27 protein-coding genes and 3 pseudogenes are annotated in these 25,489 nt (G+C 34.4%); 9 read left to right on the top strand and 21 right to left on the bottom strand.

Annotated elements, in window-relative coordinates:
* Positions 1-4: 4 nt before the first annotated feature.
* From M3175_RS20755 to M3175_RS20730, 6 genes and pseudogenes are all read right to left on the bottom strand, one after another.
* On the bottom strand, positions 5-1,369 hold the full coding sequence (locus M3175_RS20755; protein ID WP_251523193.1) for a spore germination protein: 1,365 nt from the start codon (positions 1,367-1,369) through the stop codon (positions 5-7).
* 244 nt (positions 1,370-1,613) lie between these two features.
* A complete protein-coding gene (locus M3175_RS20750) occupies positions 1,614-1,787 on the bottom strand; it encodes a hypothetical protein (RefSeq protein WP_017250230.1) in 174 nt (57 codons plus the stop codon).
* Position 1,788: 1 nt separating this feature from the next.
* Positions 1,789-2,226: an Hsp20/alpha crystallin family protein gene (locus tag M3175_RS20745; protein ID WP_160549348.1), complete on the bottom strand. Its 438-nt coding sequence runs from the start codon at positions 2,224-2,226 to the stop codon at positions 1,789-1,791.
* A gap of 190 nt (positions 2,227-2,416) precedes the next feature.
* Positions 2,417-2,773: pseudogene (locus M3175_RS25195) on the bottom strand (hypothetical protein); the annotation flags it as partial.
* A gap of 58 nt (positions 2,774-2,831) precedes the next feature.
* Positions 2,832-3,473, bottom strand: a pseudogene (locus M3175_RS20735) (IS21 family transposase); the annotation flags it as partial.
* Between the two features lie 205 nt (positions 3,474-3,678).
* Positions 3,679-4,362 carry a DUF421 domain-containing protein gene (locus tag M3175_RS20730; protein WP_251523189.1) on the bottom strand — a complete coding sequence of 228 codons (684 nt, stop codon included), beginning with the start codon at positions 4,360-4,362 and terminating at the stop codon, positions 3,679-3,681.
* Between the two features lie 37 nt (positions 4,363-4,399).
* On the opposite strand from M3175_RS20730, the pseudogene M3175_RS20725 reads away from it, so the two are divergent.
* Positions 4,400-4,558 (top strand): annotated as a pseudogene (locus M3175_RS20725) (Tn3 family transposase); the annotation flags it as partial.
* On the opposite strand, the gene M3175_RS20720 reads toward M3175_RS20725, so the two are convergent.
* The 4 genes from M3175_RS20720 to M3175_RS20710 form a co-directional block, all read right to left on the bottom strand.
* A complete protein-coding gene (locus tag M3175_RS20720; RefSeq protein ID WP_224773487.1) occupies positions 4,528-4,671 on the bottom strand; it encodes a hypothetical protein in 144 nt (47 codons plus the stop codon). The pseudogene M3175_RS20725 and the gene M3175_RS20720 sit on opposite strands and share 31 nt — an antisense overlap.
* Positions 4,668-5,189, bottom strand: a complete 522-nt coding sequence (locus tag M3175_RS20715) for a GerAB/ArcD/ProY family transporter (protein WP_224773295.1) — start codon at positions 5,187-5,189, stop codon at positions 4,668-4,670. Before M3175_RS20715 ends, M3175_RS20720 begins: the two co-directional genes overlap by 4 nt.
* Positions 5,189-5,314 carry a hypothetical protein gene (locus M3175_RS25005; RefSeq protein ID WP_285852375.1) on the bottom strand — a complete coding sequence of 42 codons (126 nt, stop codon included), beginning with the start codon at positions 5,312-5,314 and terminating at the stop codon, positions 5,189-5,191. The genes M3175_RS20715 and M3175_RS25005 overlap by 1 nt, the downstream gene beginning before the upstream one ends.
* 248 nt (positions 5,315-5,562) lie before the next feature.
* Positions 5,563-6,261: an N-acetylmuramoyl-L-alanine amidase family protein gene (locus M3175_RS20710; protein WP_063385375.1), complete on the bottom strand. Its 699-nt coding sequence runs from the start codon at positions 6,259-6,261 to the stop codon at positions 5,563-5,565.
* 364 nt (positions 6,262-6,625) lie between these two features.
* On the opposite strand from M3175_RS20710, the gene M3175_RS20705 reads away from it, so the two are divergent.
* Entirely contained in the window at positions 6,626-7,078 is a 453-nt protein-coding gene (locus M3175_RS20705; protein ID WP_000701227.1) for a hypothetical protein, read from the top strand.
* A 254-nt stretch (positions 7,079-7,332) separates the two neighbouring features.
* On the opposite strand, the gene M3175_RS20700 is transcribed toward M3175_RS20705, so the two are convergent.
* On the bottom strand, positions 7,333-7,908 hold the full coding sequence (locus M3175_RS20700) for a recombinase family protein (RefSeq protein WP_063385374.1): 576 nt from the start codon (positions 7,906-7,908) through the stop codon (positions 7,333-7,335).
* A gap of 147 nt (positions 7,909-8,055) precedes the next feature.
* Here M3175_RS20700 and M3175_RS20695 point away from each other — a divergent pair, with 147 nt between their 5' ends.
* From M3175_RS20695 to M3175_RS20685, 3 genes are all read left to right on the top strand, one after another.
* Positions 8,056-11,022 carry a Tn3 family transposase gene (locus M3175_RS20695; RefSeq protein WP_191565650.1) on the top strand — a complete coding sequence of 989 codons (2,967 nt, stop codon included), beginning with the start codon at positions 8,056-8,058 and terminating at the stop codon, positions 11,020-11,022.
* Between the two features lie 133 nt (positions 11,023-11,155).
* The gene (locus M3175_RS20690; RefSeq protein ID WP_251523187.1) at positions 11,156-11,818 is read left to right on the top strand and encodes a class I SAM-dependent methyltransferase; all 663 of its coding nucleotides are present in this window, start codon (positions 11,156-11,158) and stop codon (positions 11,816-11,818) included.
* Between the two features lie 99 nt (positions 11,819-11,917).
* Complete coding sequence (locus M3175_RS20685; protein WP_251523185.1) at positions 11,918-13,303, top strand: phenylacetate--CoA ligase family protein; 1,386 nt, start codon at positions 11,918-11,920, stop codon at positions 13,301-13,303.
* 163 nt (positions 13,304-13,466) lie between these two features.
* Here the strand turns inward: M3175_RS20685 and M3175_RS20680 are convergent, their stop codons facing one another.
* From M3175_RS20680 to M3175_RS20665, 4 genes are all read right to left on the bottom strand, one after another.
* Entirely contained in the window at positions 13,467-13,916 is a 450-nt protein-coding gene (locus M3175_RS20680; protein WP_251523183.1) for an AbrB/MazE/SpoVT family DNA-binding domain-containing protein, read from the bottom strand.
* A 676-nt stretch (positions 13,917-14,592) separates the two neighbouring features.
* On the bottom strand, positions 14,593-15,174 hold the full coding sequence (locus tag M3175_RS20675) for a restriction endonuclease (RefSeq protein WP_251523181.1): 582 nt from the start codon (positions 15,172-15,174) through the stop codon (positions 14,593-14,595).
* 329 nt (positions 15,175-15,503) lie between these two features.
* Positions 15,504-16,457 carry a tyrosine-type recombinase/integrase gene (locus tag M3175_RS20670; protein WP_251523179.1) on the bottom strand — a complete coding sequence of 318 codons (954 nt, stop codon included), beginning with the start codon at positions 16,455-16,457 and terminating at the stop codon, positions 15,504-15,506.
* A gap of 144 nt (positions 16,458-16,601) precedes the next feature.
* Positions 16,602-16,799, bottom strand: a complete 198-nt coding sequence (locus M3175_RS20665; protein WP_251523176.1) for an aspartyl-phosphate phosphatase Spo0E family protein — start codon at positions 16,797-16,799, stop codon at positions 16,602-16,604.
* A gap of 444 nt (positions 16,800-17,243) precedes the next feature.
* Between M3175_RS20665 and M3175_RS20660 the strand changes: the two genes are divergently transcribed.
* Positions 17,244-17,519, top strand: coding sequence for a hypothetical protein (locus tag M3175_RS20660; protein ID WP_251523174.1), 276 nt, complete (start codon positions 17,244-17,246; stop codon positions 17,517-17,519).
* A gap of 104 nt (positions 17,520-17,623) precedes the next feature.
* Here the strand turns inward: M3175_RS20660 and M3175_RS20655 are convergent, their stop codons facing one another.
* Positions 17,624-18,241 (bottom strand): hypothetical protein, encoded by a 618-nt coding sequence (locus M3175_RS20655; protein ID WP_251523172.1) that lies wholly within the window; start codon positions 18,239-18,241, stop codon positions 17,624-17,626.
* Between the two features lie 382 nt (positions 18,242-18,623).
* On the opposite strand from M3175_RS20655, the gene M3175_RS20650 reads away from it, so the two are divergent.
* A protein-coding gene (locus tag M3175_RS20650) for an IS3 family transposase (protein WP_371321714.1) occupies positions 18,624-19,963 on the top strand; the annotation gives its coding sequence in 2 pieces (ribosomal slippage) (positions 18,624-19,016 and positions 19,019-19,963; 1,338 coding nt in all).
* 80 nt (positions 19,964-20,043) lie between these two features.
* On the opposite strand, the gene M3175_RS20645 is transcribed toward M3175_RS20650, so the two are convergent.
* Genes M3175_RS20645 through mobQ form a run of 3 tightly spaced genes read right to left on the bottom strand, consistent with a single transcriptional unit; the run spans position 20,044 to position 23,862 of the window.
* Positions 20,044-20,229, bottom strand: a complete 186-nt coding sequence (locus M3175_RS20645) for a hypothetical protein (RefSeq protein WP_251523169.1) — start codon at positions 20,227-20,229, stop codon at positions 20,044-20,046.
* Positions 20,230-20,254: 25 nt separating this feature from the next.
* Positions 20,255-21,766 (bottom strand): ArdC-like ssDNA-binding domain-containing protein, encoded by a 1,512-nt coding sequence (locus M3175_RS20640; protein WP_251523167.1) that lies wholly within the window; start codon positions 21,764-21,766, stop codon positions 20,255-20,257.
* Between the two features lie 32 nt (positions 21,767-21,798).
* A complete protein-coding gene (mobQ, locus tag M3175_RS20635) occupies positions 21,799-23,862 on the bottom strand; it encodes a MobQ family relaxase (protein WP_251523165.1) in 2,064 nt (687 codons plus the stop codon).
* Positions 23,863-24,125: 263 nt separating this feature from the next.
* Between mobQ and M3175_RS20630 the strand changes: the two genes are divergently transcribed.
* Together M3175_RS20630 and M3175_RS20625 are read left to right on the top strand one after the other, a co-directional pair.
* Positions 24,126-24,374 carry a hypothetical protein gene (locus M3175_RS20630; RefSeq protein WP_251523163.1) on the top strand — a complete coding sequence of 83 codons (249 nt, stop codon included), beginning with the start codon at positions 24,126-24,128 and terminating at the stop codon, positions 24,372-24,374.
* Entirely contained in the window at positions 24,355-24,612 is a 258-nt protein-coding gene (locus M3175_RS20625) for a DUF3847 domain-containing protein (protein WP_251523161.1), read from the top strand. Before M3175_RS20630 ends, M3175_RS20625 begins: the two co-directional genes overlap by 20 nt.
* 26 nt (positions 24,613-24,638) lie before the next feature.
* On the opposite strand, the gene M3175_RS20620 is transcribed toward M3175_RS20625, so the two are convergent.
* Together M3175_RS20620 and M3175_RS20615 are read right to left on the bottom strand one after the other, a co-directional pair.
* Entirely contained in the window at positions 24,639-25,292 is a 654-nt protein-coding gene (locus M3175_RS20620; protein ID WP_251523159.1) for a Fic/DOC family protein, read from the bottom strand.
* Positions 25,285-25,452: an antitoxin VbhA family protein gene (locus M3175_RS20615; RefSeq protein WP_251523157.1), complete on the bottom strand. Its 168-nt coding sequence runs from the start codon at positions 25,450-25,452 to the stop codon at positions 25,285-25,287. Before M3175_RS20615 ends, M3175_RS20620 begins: the two co-directional genes overlap by 8 nt.
* Positions 25,453-25,489: the final 37 nt, after the last annotated feature.

Genomic DNA, 25,489 nt, shown 5'->3' with positions numbered 1-25,489 from the left:
TAACCTATTTCTTAAAAAACTGATAAGGAGCACGAATGATGGTATCTTTTATATCCTTCAAAGATAGTGGGGATATAGGCTTTAAATAATACTCCCCTAAATTCTTTAACCTGCAGAGGTGAATCAATATAATAACAAATCCAAAAATGATCCCAAAAAACCCCCATATGGATGCAAGAATAATAAAGAAAAATCGAGTAATTCTTAAAGATGCTGTCATTACGATATGTGGTACTACAAAAGATGATATGGCAGATACAGAAACTACAATAATTAGAACATTGCTTGTAAAACCAGCCTCTACTGCCGCGGTACCAATTACTATTCCCCCAACTATGCCAATTGTTTGTCCAATTTTAGAAGGCAGTCTTGCTCCTGCTTCTCTTAACAATTCAATAATACCTTCAATAATTAATGCCTCAATTACTGGATTAAATGGTACTTTACTTCTTGATTGAATAAACTCATGAAGTAATTGAACAGGGATAATCTCATAATGAAACATTGACACTGCTACATAAAAAGCGGAAGCGATTAATGTTATAAATAGTGCAGCAAATCTTAATAACCTAGATAAAGTACCAAGTAACCACCGTTGATTATAATCATCTGGCGATTGAAAGAATTCAAAGAAATTTGTTGGGGTTGATAATGAGTAGGGACTGCCATCCATTAAACAAAGAACTCTGCCCTCAAGTAACTTAGATGTCGAGACATCTGGTCTCTCCGTCGTAAAATACTGCGGAAAAACAGATAACGGCTTCTTGTCTAAATACTGTATAATTTGATTTAAGTCATTAACTCCTTTTGTATCAATGTTATTGATCTTTTCTTGCAATCCTTTAACTAATATGGGAGAAGTAATCCCCTCAATATATAACAAATACATTTTCGTTTGTGTGATGGTACCTATGTTATAACTAAGAACTTTTAAACAGTCTGATTTAATCCTTCTCCTGATCATAGACAAGTTAGTTCCAATATCTTCTATAAAGGCTTCTTTGGATCCTACAATTACTGTTTCAATTTCTGCTGGAGTTACACTTCTTGTTTTAGGAACATAAATATCCACTGCATACGCAAGTGAATTTTGGTATATTATTAATGCTTTTCCTTCAAGTACTCCCTTAACCATTAAATTAATATCTTCTTCTTGTTGATATTGTTTTCTTCTTAATATAATTTTTACTTCCTCTTCATTTGTATTTGAAAAAGGTTGTAAAATGTTATTTTTCAACTCTTCTTCCCCTACTAGATGACCAAAATATAATACCTCAATTTTCAACTCTGGAAATGTCCTAATTACTAAGTCATCACAATAATCTAATCGATCTTTGACATGTACAGACAAGTTTTTATTTATGTACATAATATCCTCTCAAAATGTTAGTTTACAGTTAGCATTACAAAATTATGGTATTGTTATTCATAATTATTTATGTTGGTTATAGTAAACATGTTATTACAAAGATTGACCAAATAATCTTTTGTTAATTGCAAAACAAAAAAGACAAGTTATTTAACCTGTCTTTCTCTTTCGATGAATTAATTACAATTTAGGTACTATAATGATTATTTATTAGCTTATATAAAGCCTATGATCCTTATCAGATTTATAAAAAGCTCTTCTTAATATTATCTGTTAACTCAGAAATGACCTTTTTCTTTTGTTGTTCAGGTGAATGAATAGTTAAAATTATCAAATCCACCAAATCAGGACTTTCTTTAGCTAATTCCTGCATGTAGTCATACCCGAAATCTTTCATGACCAGTAGCAATTTACTCATGTTACTGGAAACTTACATCTATCTTCTTTTTTACGTCCTTCGCCACTTTTGGCATTGTTATTTCAAGTATTCCATTTTTGTACGTAGCTTTAACCCCATCATGTGAAACGGGGCTTGGAAGTGTTATCAGACGTTGAAAACGACCTGTATAGCGTTCCTTTTTTAACATATTTTCTTCTTTTATTTCATTGGTACGCTTGATAGAACCACTAATGCTTAATCTGTTATTTTGAATATCAATATCTACATCTTCTTTCTTTTCAAGACCAGGTAAATCACATGTTGCCACAACCTCATTCTCAGTTTCATGAACATCTACTCGAATCCCACCTATACCATGTTCATTGTCAAACGAAATTGGTAATTCCGAAAAGAAACGATCGAATTCTCTTCTCATATTTGATAATTGTCTAAATGGATCATAAGGTACTAATGACATATTCAATCCTCCTTGGTTATTTTCAAAGATATTATTCCAATTTTGTATACGTTTATTCTTAAATCCTTTATTTTACGTTCTGTACAAATGGATTCGTATCTGTACCAATTTTTAGAGTGTTTCTTTTAATACAACTTCCATAGAATTAACCCAAATAGCAGAATACAAACCCTTCAAGACCAATAATAATCTACTCAATCTCACATTCTATTTCCGTTTCATCTAACAAACTCACAACAATTCTTTCCCCTACAAATACAGTCAACTTTCTAATCAATGTAAAATATAACTCCAAATCAAACTCTGTTATTGGCTCTGCTTTTTCAATGAGCTCAATAAACTGTCTTACTCTATATTTTTGTAAATAATCATCACTATCTATGTTCTGCTGCCATTTTTCTAAAAAATAATCTTTGTTTTCTATTATGGCATTAAACGTGTTGATAAAGGCTTGATATAAGACCTTGTCATCAATATGCTTGTTTTCGCAGCTTTTCTCTCCTTTGACACTGTACTTTTTATTGCATCTCCAGACAATTCTTCTAAGCCTTTCATCGGTAGAGTTCCATACCTTTCTTCCAAATGGGCTACCACAATGCCCACATCTCCGTTAATATTGTTTTTGGAACTCCTCCAAACGCTTCAAAGCTTTCCATCAAAAAGGACATTAGTACACTTTGTGACTTTGACATGGTTAGTCCATAAGACTTGAATCTTGAATTACCTAACACTAGTACCCCGACATTGACGTATATAATTTCCCCCTCTTTTGTTATGTATCTAATGTTCTCTTTCCAATCAAATTGTGCTTGTTCCCCGGGAGGGGTATCAAAACGAACAACGGTCTTGTTCGCTTGAATTCTTTTTCCATCACTAAAGTATGCCTGGAATTCAGGTTTATCAGATATATAGCGTCGGAAAGATGACTGAGAACATTCTAACCCATGGTTATCTTTTAGATACTCCCATAGAATCCTCTTGTAGTAAAAGGTTTGTATAGATTCCTCTGAAAGTAGCTCAGATATAACGTTATATAAGTCATCTATTTTTGACTTTCTATTACGAGTTTTGCAAGAACTATTCCCATTTAAATATCGATCCACTGTCCTCCTATCTACACCTAATTCCCGCCCTAATCTACTTTTATTTATTTTCATATTTAGGCTCTCCATTAGAAGCTTTAACTTTGGTAAATCTTCCAAACAATTAATTTCTATATCTGTACTTATATCTAGATGTACATGCATCCTCTTCACCTCAGTGTAAGTATGCATGTATGACACTAAACTGTACATTCTTATGTAATCATTTCTGTACATTATTAAATTAGCATTTATACTCGGTGTTATAAGTGAAAAATTAGGCTTTAGTTACTTCATTAAAGCGCCTGATTGTTGAAGACTAAAGTTTATATTCACCAAGAAAATTGATGTGCTCTTATCCTAACAAATTTTATTTAGGACTTACATGTATGCCTTCACTCTCTCGCCAATCTGCGTAAAGTATACGCTTTAGATTATCATATCCATTGGTAGTTAATTGGTTATTTAACCACTGTTGATCAAATCCGAGTTCATGTAAATTATCCCATAAAATTTCCCCATCTATAATTAACGATGTTGGGAGGTCTACTGGACTTTCTGGAAGATTGAGATCTTGCTTGTCTGGTTTTTGATACTTGGATTTTAATAATAAACTTATTTGCCCATTAGCTTCCAATATACCGTATTTGACTTCGCGAACTGAAAAGACATTATTTTGACGGAGTATACTCAATACTTGATTTACATCCAATTTGTTCTTTGTAAGTAACTTTCTGTCCATAACACCATCTCGAATGATGATGTCAGGATTGCCTAATAAGAGAGAACGTGTCGATTTATTTTTTAGAGTCATAAACTCTATTCCCAACATAAGAAGCGTCCACAATCCGATGGCATATAAAAAATAAAAAATCCCTACCTTATCTTCATAAATGGTATTTCCTAAAAAATCTCCAAGTACTAACACAAAAACTAAGTGAAGCGGGGTTAACTGATAGATGGATGTTCTGCCTGTTATGATAATGATAAAAAATAAAGTTGCAAAACCAACGATGACTTTGATAGTCAGTAAACCAATATTAACTTCTTCCAAAGTTTTTTCCTCCAATATAAATTTTACTTAGTTGTAAGATCAATTTTCTTCTTATTACACAAAGATTATTCATACTAATTCAAGGGATGCGATTCATGTTTTGGATGGTTTGTTACACCATGAGACGGATCTAAATATAGTAGAGCATTATACAGACACAGCTGGTTACACAGACCAAATAATCGGACTGACCCATTGAGCGTAAGCGGGGTATCTTTGGTTAGCCGCTTCATCAGGGCCAAATATCGCAATCGATTCCATTAATGGTCCTAACGTAAGTCCTGTAAGGATGAAGCACATCAACATCAAGCTTTTAAATCCTGTTTTTTTGTTAATTTGTGCTGAATCAGCAACATCAAGAAAGACAACTCCAGCAATCCCCCGGCAACGTAAGGAACGCCTTTCCATAATGGAGCTGTCCCGTTTTCTAACAATGGAAAAAGCAAGGTATAATCTTTAAACTGAAAATTGGCAATCGCCACAAGATGCCCCAGAATAACAACAAATGGCAACAATATTCCGCTCACAATTGCAATTGTACGGAGTCCTTGAAAAGTAGCAAAGAAGCATGCAACAAGTGTGGTTCCCGCAAGAACTAGTATCGGTGTTTGCGGCAAGTAAGATGCGATTGTCCATGTTAGAGTATCTTTTAAGGAAATAAAGCCCATGAGCCATAATAACAAACTATAAATAATCACTAAGATTGCAGATAAAAACTTTCCAAAGTGCTGATCTAGCCACTTTTTAATGTGTTGATTGTTCATGTTTTGAATGATGTAGTTCAAGCAACCAATCCAAACAGGTGAAGCGACAAAAACAAGAAGCACTACGAGACGAGCCAGGCATCTCGCTTTGATGCTCCTAGCAGTAACGGGCCAATAATAACGTGGTTCATTAATCCAACCGAAAGCATAATAATCATGTATGACTGAATAGGAGTAATCTTAGGCAAAAACTCACCTCAAATCCAACAATTGGAAATAGAAACATCATGAGCTATAATTCCCTCAACAACTTCGTTCTATTCATCTGATATTAAGCTAGTCCTGGCTTATATCGGCCGGACCAACTTAGAGCAAGAAAAAAATGCTAAGCCCGTCACGACAAAGGCTTAGCGTATATTTTGTTCATCCAGCCTAGCTATCCATTTTGATAAAACTTTAACGTGCTCGCAGTCAAGCAACCGTTTTCCCAACGAAACTACACATTTTCAATAATAATCCTTTGTGCTGTTCTCAGGTTGCGTTGTACAGTTCTCAACACATTTTCTTCTTCTGCGTAAGCCCCTACTTGCACACCGTCAACAATTACACGTTTAATAGCCATATTGCTTTTCAGATTAGTCGATTTTCTCTTCAAATTAAACGCGCGTGCTAACCCATTAACATGCCCTTGGGCAACCGCTTGCCGCCAATTCGGGTCTCTTAATTTTTGGGCATCGCTTGCATGATCAATAAATCCGTTCTCCGTTAATAAAGCGGGCATTCTGGTTTCTCGCAGTACATGGAAATCGGCCTTTTTTTTACCACGGTTATGCAAGTTATTTACTTTGACAATTTCTTCATGCATAATGTCCCGAATTAACGCTGTTCTCGATGAATCAGACAAACTGTTATGAATATAATCTTCATACCCATGAGCTGAACCGTTAAATGCATTAACGTGGATGGATAGAAAATAATCTGCACCCCAAGCATTCGCATCATCTGTACGTTCTTTCAAGCTGCGCGTAATATCTGCTGTTCTACTCATTTTAATTTGCAGGCCTTCATAATGGTTTTCCAAGAGATTTCGGATGCTATGGGAAATATTTAAGGTAATTTCTTTTTCCTGCATCCCATTGCCAATAGCTCCTGGGTCCACTCCCCCGTGACCAGGATCTAAATATAATTTAAACATTTTACACCACCTCGTACAAATACAATATGATCGAAGAGTAACGGAGGTATAGGTATTCGTCTGAGGTACATATAAAAATAGGTGATGATAGGCATTACATTTCATTGAATCAGATGATTTATTTTAAAGCTAAGAAATTTTCCAAATGCGAGACCATATGTATGAGCAGCAGGAATTAATGTTCCATATTTTTCGTGGGTCAGGCAAACTCTTGTTCATCTAGACAGTAGGCTGATTGATTATTGATGCTTCTTTCTTAACAAAACACCTAAGTGATTCTCTGTGCATATACTGTATCATTACTACAGGATTATGATTAAATACAACTCAATCCATACATAAAATAATCAAGGAGAGGTTAATTTTGAAAATTCCAAAGACAGCAAAAGTTAGTATCCCCTTTCCATCCGTATGGGGGATTGATGCTTCTATTGCGGGGAGATCCATTATTAGAGGTATACTTACCATTGATTCCATTGTAGACAACAAAGTAGTAGGTACAGTTAATTTTCGTGGTATACCTATTCCGATTAATGGGTATTGGGACGAAAGCGCTAAACAAATAAGTTTCGATTCACCATATGCCTCCTTTTTTGGCAACTTGACAATATTTGATGAGACCGCTATAAGCATTCGGCATTTCGTTTTAAGTGGACGGTTTATAATGAAACCTCCCTCTTTGCTGGCTGGTGAATATGGAAATTGGATTGCTACAACCTTTACACCCCGTTTGGGACCTCCCATATATACTAATGTTTTACCACCTGCTGGTGCCTTTTCAGTCTCAAGTATGCTCTTGGGACAGCAATTGTTTTAATTAGACCATGACTTTATAAAAACAACCTTCGTTTGTGATTGACTAAGGTTGTTTTTTATAAAGTGTTCTCGGAAAATACAGCCTTGCTTTAAATCTGAGTTTAGCGTATATCTCCGTTAAAATGTACTCGGAACCCTTTGATGATCGTGCCTAGTTAGATAAACAAATATTGATACTTCCTTATAGAAATAGCCTGCTTGGTTAGGTACGTTGTTTCACAATCCCCGGAAATTTTTAATATAAGTAATGAATGCTTATTTTTTTCCTTCCGATAGCTTTCTATATAAAGAAGCTCTAGATACATTTGTAATTTCACAAATTTGATTTACAGTCATATTTCCTTCTTTATATAGCTTTACTGCATAATTCATTCCTGCGTGATTTTTATGATATTTCTTTAACCGTCCTTTAAACTTCCCTTCTTTCTTTGCGAGCTCAATTCCTTCACGCTGACGCATACGAATAAGGTCTCGCTCTAATTGGTTAACACCAGCCATTACCGTAATTAAGAATTGGCTATATGGATTATCTTCTGATAAATCTAGCCATGTATCCTTAAGTGATTTTAAGCTTGCCTTTTTATTTCGTATTAAATCAATCAATTCAAATAAATCTTGCGTACTTCGAGTGATCCGAGTTAAATCTGTAACATAAATAATGTCACCTTCCTGTAAATCCTCTAACATTTTTTGAAGTTGTTCACGATCTTTTGTGGCTCCTGAAGTTTTTTCTTCATAAATAATATCCATTCCAATTTCGTTCAATTGCCGAAATTGTCTTGAAGGATTTTGGCTAGTCGAACTGACGCGTACATAACCGATTTTCTGCAAAATTTCACCTCGTTTTTGAGACAAGTCTTATGAGACACTCTTAACTATGATTTTATCAGTCTACTATACTTGTATCAATAGAGTACACTCTATTGATATATAATTGAACTAATTAACTGAATAATTATGGAAATGGGATGATACTGAATGAAAATTGCGAGAGGGAGAGAATTGCTTACACTGGAACAGAGGCAGGATTTTATGCAAATCCCTGAAGATGAATGGATATTGGGGACCTACTTCACTTTTTCCAAACGGGATTTAGAAATAGTTAATAAGCGAAGGAGAGAAGAAAACCGTTTAGGGTTTGCAGTTCAATTAGCTGTTCTTCGGTATCCCGGTTGGCCATACACTCATATCAAAAGCATCCCGGAATCAGTCATACATTATATATCGAAACAAATCGGTGCCACTCCATCTTCGATTAGTCTTTATCCTCAAAGAGAAAATACACTTTGGGATCATTTGAAAGAACTTCGAAGTGAATACGACTTTGTAACTTTTACTCTAAGAGAATATCGAATAGCATTTAAGCATCTTCATCAATTAGCTTTTGAAAATGGCGATGCCATACATCTACTACATGAATGTATAGATTTTCTAAGAAAAAACAAAATCATACTGCCTGCTATTACTACACTTGAAAGAATGGTGTGGGAGGCAAGGGCAATGGCTGAAAAGAAACTGTTTAATACTGTTAGTCAATCTCTTACAAATGAACAAAAAGGAAAGCTTGAAGAGATCATTACTTCGCAGCATCCATCCGAATCCAATAAAACGATATTGGGTTGGTTAAAGGAACCGCCGGGTCATCCTTCACCCGAAACATTTCTAAAAGTAATAGAACGACTCGAATACATACGAGGAATGGAATTAGAAACGGTACAAATTAGTCATTTGCATCGCAATCGCCTGTTACAACTATCTCGCTTAGGCTCAAGATATGAGCCATATGCATTCCGTGACTTTCAAGAAAATAAGCGATATTCGATATTAACCGTCTATTTATTACATCTTACTCAAGAGTTAACGGATAAAGCTTTTGAAATTCATGATAGACAAATACTTAGTCTGTTATCAAAAGGCCGTAAGGCTCAAGAGGAAATTCAGAAACAAAACGGTAAAAAGCTGAATGAGAAAGTTATACACTTTACGAACATCGGACAAGCTTTAATCAAAGCAAAACATGAAAAATTAGACGTTTTTGAGGTTTTAGAATCCGTTATCGAATGGAATTCTTTTGTCTCTTCGGTCGAAGAAGCTCAGGAGCTTGCACGCCCTGCCGACTATGATTATTTAGACTTACTGCAAAAACGATTTTATTCACTTAGAAAATATACGCCAACGCTATTAAGGGTATTGGAATTTCATTCTACAAAAGCAAATGAGCCACTTTTACAAGCTGTTGAGATTATCCGTGGAATGAACGAATCCGGAAAGCGAAAAGTGCCTGATGACTCACCTGTGGATTTTATTTCAAAACGTTGGAAAAAGCATTTATACGAGGATGATGGTACAACAATCAATCGTCATTACTATGAAATGGCTGTTTTAACAGAACTTCGGGAGCATGTTAGGGCAGGAGATGTTTCCATTGTTGGCAGCAGACAATATAGAGACTTTGAAGAATATTTGTTTTCAGAAGATACATGGAATCAAACGAAGGAGAATACAAGATTATCAGTTAGTTTATCATTCGAGGATTATATGACGGAGAGAACCAGCAGCCTTAACAAAAGGTTAAAGTGGTTAGCTACCAATTCCAACAAGTTAGACGGGGTTTCTCTTGAAAAAGGAAAGCTGTCAATTGCACGATTAGAAAAAGATGTTCCAGAAGAAGCAAAAAAATTTAGTGCAAGCCTGTATCAGATGCTCCCAAGAATAAAATTAACTGATTTACTTATGGATGTTGCTCATTTAACAGGATTTCATGAGCAATTCACTCATGCATCTAATAATCGAAAACCAGATAAGGAAGAAACAATCATTATCATGGCTGCCCTTTTAGGAATGGGAATGAATATTGGTTTGAGCAAGATGGCCGAAGCCACACCCGGACTTACATATAAGCAACTAGCCAATGTAGCTCAATGGCGCATGTATGAAGATGCAATGAATAAAGCCCAAGCCGTATTAGTAAATTTTCATCACAAATTACAATTGCCTTTCTATTGGGGCGACGGTACAACATCTTCGTCAGATGGTATGAGAATGCAGCTAGGTGTTTCATCACTACATGCAGATGCAAATCCACATTATGGAACTGGAAAGGGAGCCACCATCTACCGTTTTACTAGTGACCAATTTTCTTCTTACTACACAAAGATTATTCATACTAATTCAAGGGATGCGATTCATGTTTTGGATGGTTTGTTGCACCATGAGACGGATCTAAACATAGAAGAGCATTACACAGACACAGCCGGTTACACAGACCAAATATTTGGGCTGACTCATTTATTAGGATTTAAATTTGCTCCAAGAATAAGAGATTTATCGGACTCAAAATTATTTACAATTGATAAAGCGAGTGAGTATCCAAAATTAGAAGCCATTTTACGTGGACAAATAAATACAAAGGTCATTAAAGAAAATTATGAAGATGTTTTGCGATTAGCTCATTCTATAAGGGAAGGAACAGTTTCAGCATCCCTTATTATGGGGAAACTAGGTTCCTATTCAAGACAAAACAGCTTAGCTACCGCCTTACGTGAGATAGGCCGAATAGAAAAAACGATCTTTATTTTGAATTATATATCGGATGAATCATTAAGAAGAAAAATACAACGAGGATTGAATAAAGGAGAAGCCATGAATGGATTGGCAAGGGCTATTTTCTTTGGAAAACAAGGTGAGCTTAGGGAACGAACCATACAGCATCAATTGCAAAGGGCCAGTGCCTTAAACATAATTATCAATGCCATCAGTATCTGGAATACTTTACATCTAACAAAGGCAGTTGAATATCAAAAACGGTCAGGTAGTTTTAATGAAGAATTATTGCACCATATGTCACCTCTAGGTTGGGAACATATTAATTTACTTGGAGAATACCATTTTAATTCGGAGAAAATGGTCTCGTTAGATTCTTTAAGACCATTGAAACTTTCTTAACGTTGTTAAAACTGGGGGAATCGTCTTGAAAATGGGCTTAGCGTTGTAAATTCGCATTTTCCTGACGCTACCCCTCTAAGTAAAAAAACAAAAATCATAAGTCATTTATTATGAATGAAGGGATGCATGTTTAATGGATAAAAACAAGAAAGGTGAATATATCCCTGCACTGAAATACCATTGGATGACTCGATTTTATGATCCTTTAATTCAATGGGGAATGCAAGAAAAAAAGTTTAAAACCCATTTAATTAAGCAAGCAACTCTCCAACCAAATGAAACGATAATGGATTTAGCTTGCGGTACAGGTACACTTGCACTTTTAATACAGCAATCACAACCTGGTGTGCAAGTAATTGGAGTCGATGCTGATCATGAAATATTATCGATTGCTAAGGATAAAATTAAAGAAACTCAAGTTAATAATATTACCTTTGAGGAAGGGTTTTCTGATAAACTTCCCTTTTCCAATAATGTATTTCATCATATATTTACAAGTTTATTTATTCATCATTTAACTCTGGAGATGAAAAAGAAAACATTTGAAGAAGCCCATCGGAAACTCAGATCTGGTGGCCAATTCCATATCATTGATTTTGAGAAGCCACAAAATTGGTTGATGCGAGTTGCATTTTTCTCTATTCAATTTTTAGATGGGTTTGAAACAACTTCAAATCATGTAAAAGGGATTATTCTTAATCTATTAAAAGAAACTGGATTTGTCTCAATTGAAGAAACTGGTCAATTTTCCACTATTACGGGCACACTAAGGGCATATAAAGCTTTTAAGCCATAAGCTGTTTGATGTTTTATTAGACTTCTTTGATTTTTAGTACATGTAATTTTTAAATGGCCATAGTACTGACAATAAAATTTTTAAAACAGAGAGATGGGAATGACATACATGGAGAATATCTCACCTTTAAAAGCAGTTATGGAAATCTGGAAGGTTAAACGAGGCAAACCAGAAGACGTTCTCTCTCGGCAACAATCTCGTTTAGCTGACCTTATTAATTTTGCAAGATCAAACTCTCAATATTACGCACAAAAATACAGCGAGTTGCCTGAACGGATTACAAGCTTACAGCAAATTCCTCCAGTCACCAAATCAGAACTCATGGACCATTTTAATGATTGGGTAACTGATCCAGAAATCACCATAGAAGGTGTGAAGGAATTCGTGTCAAATATGTCATTAGTTGGATATCTTTATTTAGGGCGCTATATGGTTTCGACCACTTCAGGGTCAACTGGAGTACCTGGAATCTTTATTCAGGATAAAGATTCAGATACTATCATGAAAACATTGATGGCTATTCGCGGAACAACAAAATTAAAATGGAGTGACATATTGAAAGTAGCAGCCAAAGGTGGACGAAATGCAGCGGTATGCTCTACAGCTGGACATTTTACAGCATTCTCCACTGCTGAACGCCTACGCTTAAAACGACCATCAAACGGAAAAATAAGAGCTTTTTCTATCCAATCCCCCCTTTCCACGCTCGTCAAAGAATTGAATGAATATCAACCAGCTTTAATTGGGGGGTATGCAACAGCGATGGAAATTCTAGCAGAAGAACAAAAAGCAGGTCGGTTAAATATTCAGCCTGTAGCGATCCTTTTGGGGGGAGAAAAATTATATCCAAATGTTCGTGAGAAACTAGGATCCGTTTTCCAAGCTCGCGTTCTAGATCTTTACGGCGGTACAGAAGCAACAGCCATGACTTTCGAATGTGAAGAAGGTCAGTTTCATGTAAATACAGATTGGATTATATTTGAACCAGTAGATGAATATTACCAACCTGTGCCACCAGGGAAGCAATCTCATTCGGTTCTAATTACAAATCTGGCCAACAGAATACAGCCTCTTATTCGTTATGAACTAACTGACCGTGTTATCATGTCCCCAGAATCATGCAAATGCGGGAGACCATTCCCGGTCGTTCAAGTAGAAGGGAGAACGGATGACATTTTAAAATTCTCTACCAACGGTCAAATCGTTCATATTCTGCCCTTGGCTCTCAAAACCATTGTGGAGGAAATACCAGGCGTAAGGTGTTTTCAACTAATTCAAACGGCACCAGATCAATTAACAGTACGTTTAGAAGTGGACGAGGGTAATCTTAGAGATCAAGTTTGGGAAAATGTTAGAGAAGCCCTATTAGATTACTTTGCAACGCAGGGACTAACTAACCTGTTAATAGAAAAATCGGATGAGTTGCCACAAAGGAACCCTAAAAGTGGAAAGTACCAGCATGTTTGGGTTGATTATCATGAATAACCAAATGGTAATGTATCTGGATTTATACAGAATGAAACGACTAGAATAATGACTTAAAAACCGATGATTCCTTAGCGTAGGAAAAATCGGCTTTTTTTAAGTCGAAATTTGCTTAGCGTGGGTTTTATGTCAAAATGTTGGTGGTTCCCCTTCATATAAATGCTTATTTTTTTTCTCGGATTGCTTCAGAATTTTCTCCATCTTCGGTGTTAAAGAATATGTCGAGGCCATTAAAATCGTCTCCTTCATTTGCCTCCGACACCGTATCACTTGTCATATCATTTAGAAACTCTTCAATCCTACGATCAAGAACTTTATTATACTCTTTGACACGGCGAGAAAACTCGTCTGCCAACTCATCACCAGTGTAACCTTCATTCATTACGTTACGCAGAATAACTTCGACATCAATTTCTTGAAGCGATTGTTTCTTTTCCGGTTTAATCAGTATCCCATCGTCTAATAAAATTGCGTGGACTGTTTCTTCGATTCCTAAATAATCAAAATAAGCTTTTGGTATCGTGAGTTGCCTTTTAGATGTAATTTTTATATCCCTAGACTCACGAATATTTTCAAGGTCGCCGAACCCATTTAAAATATTTACTTTCGCCATTTAATATCCATCCATTCTATTCCCTGTCATTCGCCTAATTCACTATTCGACAATTTTCTTTTATCTATGTTTTATTATTTTTTTATGTTTTTTTCTTTTATTTTAATTTTTATCTATTCTGCATCTGCTAGGCATCTATGTTCTTATTTCGACTATTTTATGTTCTGCGATAATTATTTGTTCGGCTATTTGATATATTATTGTGACTAGTCCTTACTCAGTAAGGATACTCTTTTATAATATACCCATTTCCCCTTGGAATCAATCCTTACTTAGTAAGGAAATCTAGAAGAAACATCTTTTTATTTAGATGTTTCTTCTTTTGCCTCTATATTTTGATTTCCAAACCTAAGAGATCAGCAACTTTTTGCAAGCCTCTAACCCTCAACGAAATGTGATATGGTGAAGTTTCGAAGGGAACTTAGTTGTTTTTAAAAATAATTAGATGGTAATTATGATGGGAAAATAGAATTTAATGACACCTGAAGATCGAAAAAAGGTCATGGTTTAATTAACGATTTGAAGATTTATGAGGATGATAAAAATCCTTTTTGAAAATAATAACATTTAGATGGCATTCAGGGACAAGTATAGTTCAGAATTTTTAAGATTGCCAAAATTTGTTTGATGGCAATGGCCAAGACAATTAAAGTCTTGGCCATTATTATTTATTTTATTAAGAAATTTTGTGGTTGGTGTTCGGAATAGCATTTGGATTCATTTTTAATATATAAGTTATTAAACCTTCTCTATCAACAAGCTTCACGTCTAATTTTGATGCTAGCTCTTTAGCTGCTTTTGTAAAAAAGCTGTTTGTTACAACCCATGCTTCAGTTGCTTGATAATATGTTTTGGCTCCTGCTACTTCCTGTACAGATTTAATACCTACATTTTTTGAATATCGTTTCGCTTGAACAACAATTTTTTCTCCATCTTTACTTAAAATTAAGTCAGCTCCATAATCTCCGGCTGCTGGAGTTACAAGCACTTTATACCCTTGCGAAAGGAACAATTCTTTTAGGTAGTGTTCGAATTGAATACCTTTCATTTGGTCAATTACATTTATACCCGATTTTCTTAGCCTTTCTCTATGTTTTATGCCTTTTAAAATTGAATAAGCAATTATTAATGATATAACCACTCCAACTATAACTGCCGTTGTAGTTATAGATTTGGTGTACAAATAGGAAGCTCCACCAATTATGATCAATAAAGCTTTTATCCCTTCCTCCTGTTGTTTCATTTGCTTTTTAGTCATGTAAGCCAAAATATTCTCCCCTAGTATTAATTTAATTATATAAATAGTATAGCAATTAGCCATAGTTCCTAGCTATCTGCTTTTCTTCTCTTTACTACATAGACTATTAGACTAATAATCCCTATAAGACTAGCTAAATTGATAAACTGCCAGATAACATCCATTATATTACTCCTTTAACATCTTAATTTATAGCATTTATATATTTTAACATTTATCTAAATTCGCAATCCGAATCGGTTGAATCAACCGAATCCAGTAGTATCATGGTTTTGGTTGATTCAACCGATTCTATAACAGAGACTACTAAAAATAATACATTAAAGATCTCACTCGATCACTTTAGATATTTCTATTTCAAGTTTTTCTTTTAAATACTCTTTATAACGGCGTAAAGAAAAGAAATCTGAAAGTTGAAATTTTGTTATTACATCCTGGTTAGATAGACCTTTAGATAAGTGGTCTATAATGCAACTGTTTCTCAAGTGTTTTGCTGACATTTTTCGTAACCCTGCTAGTTTAATCTCATCTTTTATCATTTCTTGAATACCACGTATAGATAAAGCCTTTGGCTTTCCGGCAGCATAATCAAAACGATAACTGTATGTTAGATTAAAAAATGATACAAATAGAGGGTCTAGTGATCGCAAACGTGGCCTTATTTTCTCGTCTATTGAGTTTCTGTAATCTCGAATATATTGGACATGCTCTTCGGTGAGCTCAATTATTAAGGGAGTTTCGTTAGTTTTAATTTCTATTGTTTTTTGTGCAAAATTAATCATATCCATTGTAATATTTGAAATATCATTCGGTGTAAGGCCGTAATATCTCACTAGGCATACGATTGCTAGGTTTCTATCAATTAAGAAATCTCTAGCTGTAGAATTATTTGCTTTCCTCATGGAAATTAATAATTTATTCATATCATTATCAGAAATAAAATCGTTATCATTTAGGGGCCTTAGAGGACGTTCCTTGGCTTTATCAAAAATACAACTATCATTTATATTCAAGTATTTTAAAAATTGATTAAGAACCGATAGAAGCCTTCTGAAAGTTGCATCCGAGACTTGCGTATCATACAAATATTTAACATAGTCATTTAAATCATGATCAGTTAGTGATTGAAGTGTATTTATTGCTATGGATCCCTTAGAATTATTCAACCAATTCAAGAATTTTTGTAAATCAGACGAGTATTGTTTAACGGTATTCTTTTGGTACCCTTTTTCGATAAGGGAATCCAAGTATTCTTTCATATATTCAGGTAGCATACTTTGCATATAGCAACCTCCAAATAATTTTACGCACTCAACAAATTATATAATATAATAAATACCTTATAGTCAACAAGGGAATTTCTAAACCTTAAGAGTGCGTAAAATTATATACATTAGTCTGCTAGATCATTTACTTTAACATTTCCACTAATTTTTTATATAGCTATTCCGTTTCTTCTTTTGTAATTTATTAATTAGAACATCCAGTTCCTGGCTTAACTTTATTGTTTTATCATCCAAAAATCCTCTCGATGAAGCAACACTTATGAGTTCTTTTCGTTTTTGTTCAATAGATTTTAATAGACTCAATAATATCACCTTCGCTTTTTCGTTTTTTGCCGTCATAATTGGATCTTCATAATATGGGATTTCGCTAGAAATTCAACAAACTCCAAAATATTACGATTTAAGAGGCTATATTCTTTGATAGTTCGATTAATGAACTCCTTTTCCAGTTCCGATTTCTGCTCAACAATTTCTATAAGCCTCTCCATATCCACCCTATAAAGATTTTGGTTAATCCTAAACTCAAAACTCTCTTCTTGAAGACCACTCTTTATAATTGCTGTTTGAAATAAGCAAAAATACAAATAAACCCTCCTTAAATACTTTATTTTTAACTTATTATATAAAAATTATATAAAAATTATATAATAAAGTCAACTTTAAGCCTTTTAAATGAATGGGAAATTTAGCAGAAAACTTGTCCAATTTAGGACAAATTCTATACAATTAGGAAAGACAGAACGGGAAGTAGCAACCATTAATTAAAAGAAAGGAGGATTAATTTTGACAGTAGATGATCACGCAATAGACAGTCTTAGAACATGGTTTAATATCGCATATGATGAATTGAAAGAGGAGTGGAAAAGTGGACGTTATGAAGTGGTTTCAGATTGTCCGGCCTTTTATGCTGCTAATGCTTATCGTGATGCTATGAATGTATTGATTAAGGCCTATCACCGTAACGAAGGCGATAAATATTTAATTAAGCCTTTAAGCGAGAGAATAAGTGAAGAGTTGGAATTAGAGAACTTCTGGAAGGATAGAAAGGGAAGTCTTTAGGCTTCTCTGTACAAAGGTGGGATAAGCCTTTGTATTCTTGTTATTAAGCGTGTTATGGCTAACACCTAAACACGCTTTTTAATATGTCTTTTTCTTCCCTTTACTCATTTAAACTTATCCATCCAGCTATGAATCGCTTCTTTTACATTGGTTGTACTGTCCTTGACTTCTTCTAATATCATTGAAAGCAAAGTAAACCAGGATATGTCCTCGTTGTATGGATTATTTTTGTTCACATAATGCAGCACCTCTTTTAATTCCTTCATCCTTCCTTTATCTACATTCTGATGCAAATATGATTTTACAAAAGCATTCAGTATGTTAGTGTTCCTTACACTAGCATCAAGCAATAAGGCTGTTGCTTTTGTAGGTGTCACATCTAGAGCATTGGAAAGGCTTTTTATTTCCTCAAAAGTAGCTTGATTAAATCGGGTAGTAATTCTTTCATTCTTGCCCGATTGATATTTCCTTTGTAATGATTCTCTACCTAGATCACCCATATATAAGGTATTCAGGTATTTATATTCTCTTCTGAAGTATTGAGACAGGTATTCAATAACCTTTCTAGATTGAATGCCCTTTTCACAAATTACTTCTACTACATCCTTAACTGGCGTGTCCGTTATGTAGGAAAGTCTATATATACAGTTTTTTAATTCTGTAGAAATTGTCGGTTTAACGTCTCGCTTTTTATCCGAACGTGTCTTCCTGTCCTTAATCATTACTCCCTCTTCTCTTATCATTCCTATCCCTCTATTCTGGATTTTTGTCTAGGACAGTGTCCTAGTGTCCTAGATTTAATTTATGTATATGGGGGAGGGGGAAGAGGTATGTATATAAAATTCTGAATTTGTCCATAATTTTACTAAAGCTCTTGAAAGGGGAAAAAAGAGAATGAAAATGTCGAAAGATGAAGCAAAGATCCTGGCCAAAAAAGGTATTGAGCATAGCAATAAATATGGAATCCCTTTAAAAAAATCAAAGAAAAAATAAAAGACCGGCCCTTGTGTTAAACTGTACCCTGTGTAGTAGACACATTAAAAAAGTCTGCTGCACAGGGTCTTTTTATGTACAATAGATTAAAAATAGTACGGGAGAGAAAGTATGAGTAAAAAATTATTATCGGAAAAAGAGATTGAATTACTAGCTAAAAATCCCTATGTGAAGTCAGTAAGTCCCAAAGGAATTACCTATTCAGATGAGTTTAAGGAGCTCTTTATAACACAATATGACCAGGGGAAGTTTCCGAGAGAGATATTTGAAGACTGTGGGTTCGATATAGAGGTAATTGGAATCGTACGGATTGAGTCTTCAGGCAAAAGGTGGCGAGAAGCTTATCGGAAGCACGGGGTTCTGGGCCTTCGTGATACAAGGTCAGGAAACTCAGGCAGACCAAGGGAAAGAGAACTTTCTATCGAAGAAAAGTATGCAAGATTAGAGGCCGAAAATAACCTGTTGAAAGCAGAGAATGAACTATTAAAAAAGATACGATTCGCCGAAAGAGGGCTAAAAAAGAGGGAGAAGTAAAGTTATCGGCTGACCAAAAATATACCCTTATTCATTCAGTCATCGAAAAGTACAATCTAAAAGGGATGGTTTCTCACCTCTGTAAAACAGCTGGTGTTTCACGTCAAGGTTACTATAACTATTTTTCAGCTAAACAAGTTGAGCGAAGGAATGATCAGGAGAAAAAGGATGAAGCCCTCAGGAACTTGGTTTTAAAAGCATACAATTTTAAGAACCGTAAAAAAGGGGCTCGCCAAATTAAGATGGTATTGGCAGGTCAGTTTGGTGTTGTCTTCAACCTCAAGAGAATCAGAAGAATTATGAAGAAATACGGAATTGAGAGCCCCTTTAGGAGAACGAATCCCTACAAACGCATCATGAAGGCTACCCAGGAGCACAAGGTCGTCCCGAATCTGCTTAACAGGGAATTCAAACAAGGAATACCCTATAAAGTCCTGCTTACGGATATCACCTACCTATATTTCGGTAAAGGCAAAAGGGCGTATTTATCAACCATTATTGACGCTTCCACCAATGAAGTGTTAGCTCATCAGCTCTCTGATCGAGTTACCCTTGATATCGCTACGGACACACTTAAGAAGTTAAAGAGAAACAGGAGAATAAAATTAGCTAAAGGAGCCTATATACACTCTGATCAGGGAGGTCACTATACCAGCCCTATATATCAAAAGCTGGTGAAAAAATTCAAGTTGGGACAATCCATGTCCAGAAGGGGGAACTGTTGGGACAACGCCCCACAGGAATCATTCTTTGGTCATTTTAAGGACTTGGCTGATATAAAATCATGTGAAACCTTAGAAGAACTTAAACAAGAAGTGAAAGCTGCCATCCACTACTATAATCACAACAGATATCAATGGAATATGAAAAAGATGACCCCTGTCGAATACAGAGATCATCTTCTTAAAGTAGCCTAGCTTTTTTAAAATGTCCTTTACAAGGGGTACAGATTATGTAAGGGACCGGTTTTCTTAATTTCGCAATCGATTGCGATTTATCAGGCTTCAGCAGCCTTATCATAAAGTTCAATATATTTCCCATCTTCAGTCTCACCGTATGCTACTACATCGGGTTCCGAAGCAAGTTTTGAATCATTCGTAAGGTTGTGAAGCCTCTCCCATTCACCAATATTAAATATTGGTTTCTCGTCTGCCTCTATTTCAAAAAGGTATAATTTTCTCATGATTTCCTCACTCCTTATTATTTTATTATAGTGATAACTCTAACTCTGCTTGAGGTTTTTTAATGATTCTAGGATTAATATCACGATTATCAGAAATTCCGTCATGGTCCGTATCTTGGTCTATAGGATTAGTACCAACTCTTTTTTCCTGAAGGTCGGTCATTCCGTCACCATCACGATCCCTCATTGAAAGGTCCTTCTCAATTTTTTTATTTTCTCCGATACCAACTTTAGAAGTCATTCGTTCTAATGTAGACAAAGCCTTTTCTTTATCAATGGTTAAACCGGATAAAGCTTTGATATTCGTAAAGCTCGGAACCCCCACAAAATACATGGTTTTTTCTACCTCTTCTGTAGGATCAATCAACTTCCTTTGATAAAGGTGGATTTTTCCTTTCTCTTTATCAATTTGTTCTGCACTTTCTAACTGTACATGGCCCTTTAGAATTTCAAAGGATTTTTCTGCAACCTCTTTGTTATCAAAGGACTCCCCAAGCTTCTTGACGTCTTCAAGGTTATTTAGAGAGCTTTCTTTGAACTCCCCTTTGGCTATCACATAAGTTTCTCCATATTGAATTAGTGATAATGGTTGCTCCCCTTCCTCAACTGAAGTCGTATTAGTATCTAATACTGAAGCAACATCAAAGGAAATATTTCTTTCAACAATAACATCCTCAATTTTCTTAATTAGCTTGGCACATTCCTTTTGAATATCGTCCTGGAATGCTAAAAGAAGTTTCTCATCTTTTCCAGCAGCCCAACCTTTAATATATGCGAAACTATAATCACTAGTGTCCATACCAAAACTCTTTGTAGTTAAGTATGCTACACTCTCTGCTTGGACCTCTTTTGAGTCACGGTCATAATCTTTATATTTACCTGTCTCATTATGGAATATAGAATGAGCATATTCATGAATAAGAGTCTTCAACTGATTTGTAATGTCTCGGTGAGAATTAGCATTTACTACAATCTTATGCTCTAACCTAGTGTAGTAACCGTTGCTATCTCCTACATAGTTTTCATCTAATTGAATAGGCAACTCTTTTCTCAACTCTTCAACCAACGGAAGATAAATCTTCTCTGCAAATTCACTTTCTTTTACATTTTTCGGCACTAATGGAGTAGTAGGTAATGGTACACCGTTTGTATCATTAACATCAAACACATTAACCATTCGGAAGCCCTTTATAACATTTTTTTCTACTTCTTTTTGTGTTTTTTCATCAACCACTTTTTCTTTCTTCGTGATTGGAGCAAAGATCTTGATTGCTTGAGATCCTTTGTTAACTTGTCTCCCAAACTTGTTCCATGTTTTTAAACCGGCAACTAATTGTGCATCAGGTTTTTGAATATATATTAACATTTGATTTCGTAGGGATCTCTTAGGAAATTTACTCACAAAGTTTAGATATTTCATATATTCATCAGGATCAGAAGAAACCTCTTTAACCCCTTTTAAAAGCGTTTCATAATGTCCCTGAAGCTCTTCTTGTCTTTCCTCAAATGTTTTAGATTTGAAGCCTTTCTTGGCCATAAAACTCACTCCATTTTCTTGTAATTATGAATCTATAAAGATGGTCCTGAACGATGGATATTTTTCTTTTTAGATTTAGATTTTAAATCCTCTTCAAACTGTTGTTTTGACTTAAAGTCTCTTCGTTCTAATATCCCTTGTAGCAGACCATTTGTAACACCAGATTGAAGAGCTGCAATTGCTGAAGAATTTGAGTTATAACTATCAATTTCTTCATTAATTTTCATATTAATATCTTTTATTAATGAACTCTTATCAATTTCATTTTCAGCGAGTAATTCAGGATTAATTTCCTTCAATAGTTCAGATACATTTCTCGGTAATCTATCAATATTTCTCAAGCACTCATCTTTAAATAGCATTAGATAACGAGGATTATTAACCTGGAACTTCGGATATAGTTTAATAATATTTTCCTTACTTACTTCATCATCTTGTGTAAGAAGACTAATTAATTTTATCTGGTCTTCTTCTGTGTATCTTTGCAACGTGGGAATAGATTCTAATGTGACCGGTTTTTCGTAATACTCCGTACCCACTATTAAAATTTCCTTTTCTTCAAGTGTTAAATTCTCAACATTAATTGAAGGATAAAGTTTTTGAACTTCTAAATTATAGAACTCATTCATTAAATCTCTTGCTTTAAATAGTTCACCAGTATTGTTAATAATGGATTTTAGTTTTTCAAACTCCTGTGGATTTTTTAATGCTGCACGTTTAAGTGACCCTTCAAAATCAGAAGTCGAAATACCTAATCTCTTTTCTAAGTCTACTCTTATAGAATTTAAAGTCTCAATTTTTTGATTAACAGTTAGAACAAAAGCGTATCTATTGTGAAGAATTCCATTAATTTCTTTGAGTAAGTTATTTGAGTAAACCTCTTCTTCAATTAGATCCAACTCATCCTCTGTTAATAGTTGATTGGTTTGAATAGTCTTCTCAACAATCATAATTTTTTCATCTAAACTCAAACTATTAAGATCCCATGTTGAATAATACTGTTTGATGAATCTTTCACTTTCAGAATTGAAAATATCTTCAGCAGAAGAAATTAAAGTTTCTTCTTTTTCAATTCGTGCTAATTGCTTTAATTTGGATTCATTATCTTTTGTAAATTGAATAGATTTCTTCCAGTCATTTAATTGACTTCTTCGGTCGCTCAATGAATCTACATTTACAAACATCTTTAATTGTTTTGCAATATCACTTAGATTCTTTTTCTCCATTGGAGAAAATTTTCTTGCAAATTTATTTTGATAGTTTAATTGTTCTTTTTTCGCTTTGAACTTTTGAAGGTCAGAAATAGTTTTATTATATTTTTTAATTTCTTTATTTATAGAAACACGGTCAGATTCTTGTCCGTTCTGCTCCATCTTTCTAGCAACATAACCTTCATGAATTGTAGGCATCTGTTCAATCCCTCTATCCTCATTTGACAGATGAGAAATAGTTTCATAGATACCATTTTCCTTTAAATATTCATTTGCAGTATCAGCCCAAAGCTTTCTCCAATAATTAAAAACTTCTTTACGATTCCAGTCTGTTGTATCAACCTTATCAAAAGCCTTTTTTCCGTTTTTATCTAAAATATGATTTCCATTGTTATCAAACTTGTACTCTCTCTTTGCCTTAACTCCCCAAGACCCATCTTCATTAAATGGTCTTACTGTAAGAATCACATGAAAGTGTGGGTTACTTACATCGTCTCTATGTATAGCAATATCAGCAACCATTCCTCGATCAACAAATGCTTTTTGACAAAATTCTAAAGTTAATTGCTCTTGTTGTTCTAGGTTTAATTCAACTGGAAGTGCAACATTAAATTCTCTAGCAAATTGAGCATTATAGTTCTTTTCAATTTTATTCACTTCATTCCATAATCTTTCTCTATCATAAACCCAGTCAGGGGCATGAGAAGGAGCTAGAATATGAGTAACAGGTGCAACCTCACGTTTATAGAAAAATGTTTTATTGTCTACTTCATCAACTAACTTTTCACCAGAACGGTAAGCAGCACTAGCTAATGGACTTGTAGGGTTTCCTGTTTGTTTTGAAATTCTGCTCATTACTTGTCCACTAAAGTGATAAATAGCCATTTCAGAATTCTCCTTTCTATAAACATGAGCGAAGCGAATTTTAACCAACACGCCTGACGGAAACCAAAAGAGGACGGAGTCCTTCTTGGTTTTAGCACACACTCGATAGAGTGTATAAGTGCGCCATATGTCACTTTGTTATGGATATATTTTAACATTATTTAGTTTCTTATACAATTGTTTTACCTATGCCTTTTAATATTAATTTGAAGCATAAAAGGAAATTTGATAGAATAAAAGAAAACTATTAAGGAGATAACACAATGACCCAAAGTACAGTATCTAAAATCACATCAATTGAGGAACAGATCAAGAAGCTTCAAGATAAAAAGAAAAGAGAAATAGCTAAGTTAGAGAAAAATACAGGTAAGAGGTTTATTGAAAAATTTAATTTAGAAAATAAGTCCATTGAGGAAATTTATTCATTCATTGAAACTCTTGAGGAATTAACAAGGGACACAATAACTATCGAAAATTCAACTGGAACTAGCAATGACGAATCAAATCAGTAAACTAGATGAACAAATAAAAAAACTTGAAAGAGAAAAGAAAATATTTGAACACTCTTTAAGTAAAATTGAAAGAAAGAAGCGAACTAGAAGATTAATTCAAATAGGTGCGCTTTCTGAAAAATATTTCGATTTAAATAACAACGATCTACATGAAGTAGAAGAGATATTTTCACAATTTTCATCATATGTAAAAGCTAAAAAATTAGATAAACACAAAAAAGGAGAAGGGAATAATTAATTCCTTTCTCCTTTTAATAATCAATATTATAATTCTAGTTCATTACTTTTTTTCAAAGACCTAAACTCTTTAATCAAAGTTTGATCCGGTTCACTATTTATAATTGCCTTCATGAAGATAATCTTAAAGGCTGCTGAATCATTAACTGACTGAATTGAGGATTTTAACATTTCATCGGGGCTAATTTTTGACCAATCTAACTCATAACCATTCTTCAAAGCTAAAATCCTAAATAGCTCCCTTTGGACTCTTCCGTTACCTTCTCTAAAGGGATGAAGGATATTCACTTCACCTAAATAATAAGATGCTCTCTCAGCAAAGTTTTCTTTGTTTAATCCTTTTAAAAACTGTTCATTTTTTAACTCTTTTAATATGTCATTTCCGAATGAATGAATGTGAAGAGGATGAGCAAATGTTGTGGTCCCTTTTGAAATTTGTTCATCTCTAAATTCTCCTGCAAACGAATAAACATCTTTAAAAATAAATCTATGAATTTTTTGTAAATGCTTCAACCCAAAAGATCCAGCTATCGGCTTTTCATATAGCTGGTATATCCTTCGAGTTGTAAAAGTGGTTTCAAGATTAGTTAGTTTGTCGAGATCTTTCTCATCAAACTTATTAATTAATACATCGGTTCCAGGATAACAGTACCTTGATTGACTTCTATACTTATTATTCATTCGCCAATTGTCTTGCTCTCTGATTAAATTCTTCTTCAGAAATTTTACCACTCATGATGTCTAAAACTAACTTTTCTTGTTCTTCAGATACCTTTAGACCCTCCATCGCTTGTGACGCTTTTGCATATTCCATCGCTTTATTAACTTTATTACTTTTCAAGTAAATCCCCCCTGAATTTTAGTTGAATAGACTTTAA

This window comes from Robertmurraya korlensis (assembly GCF_023715225.1).
Taxonomy (GTDB): domain Bacteria; phylum Bacillota; class Bacilli; order Bacillales; family Cytobacillaceae; genus Robertmurraya_A.
This window is presented reverse-complemented; position numbering and strand designations above follow the sequence as displayed.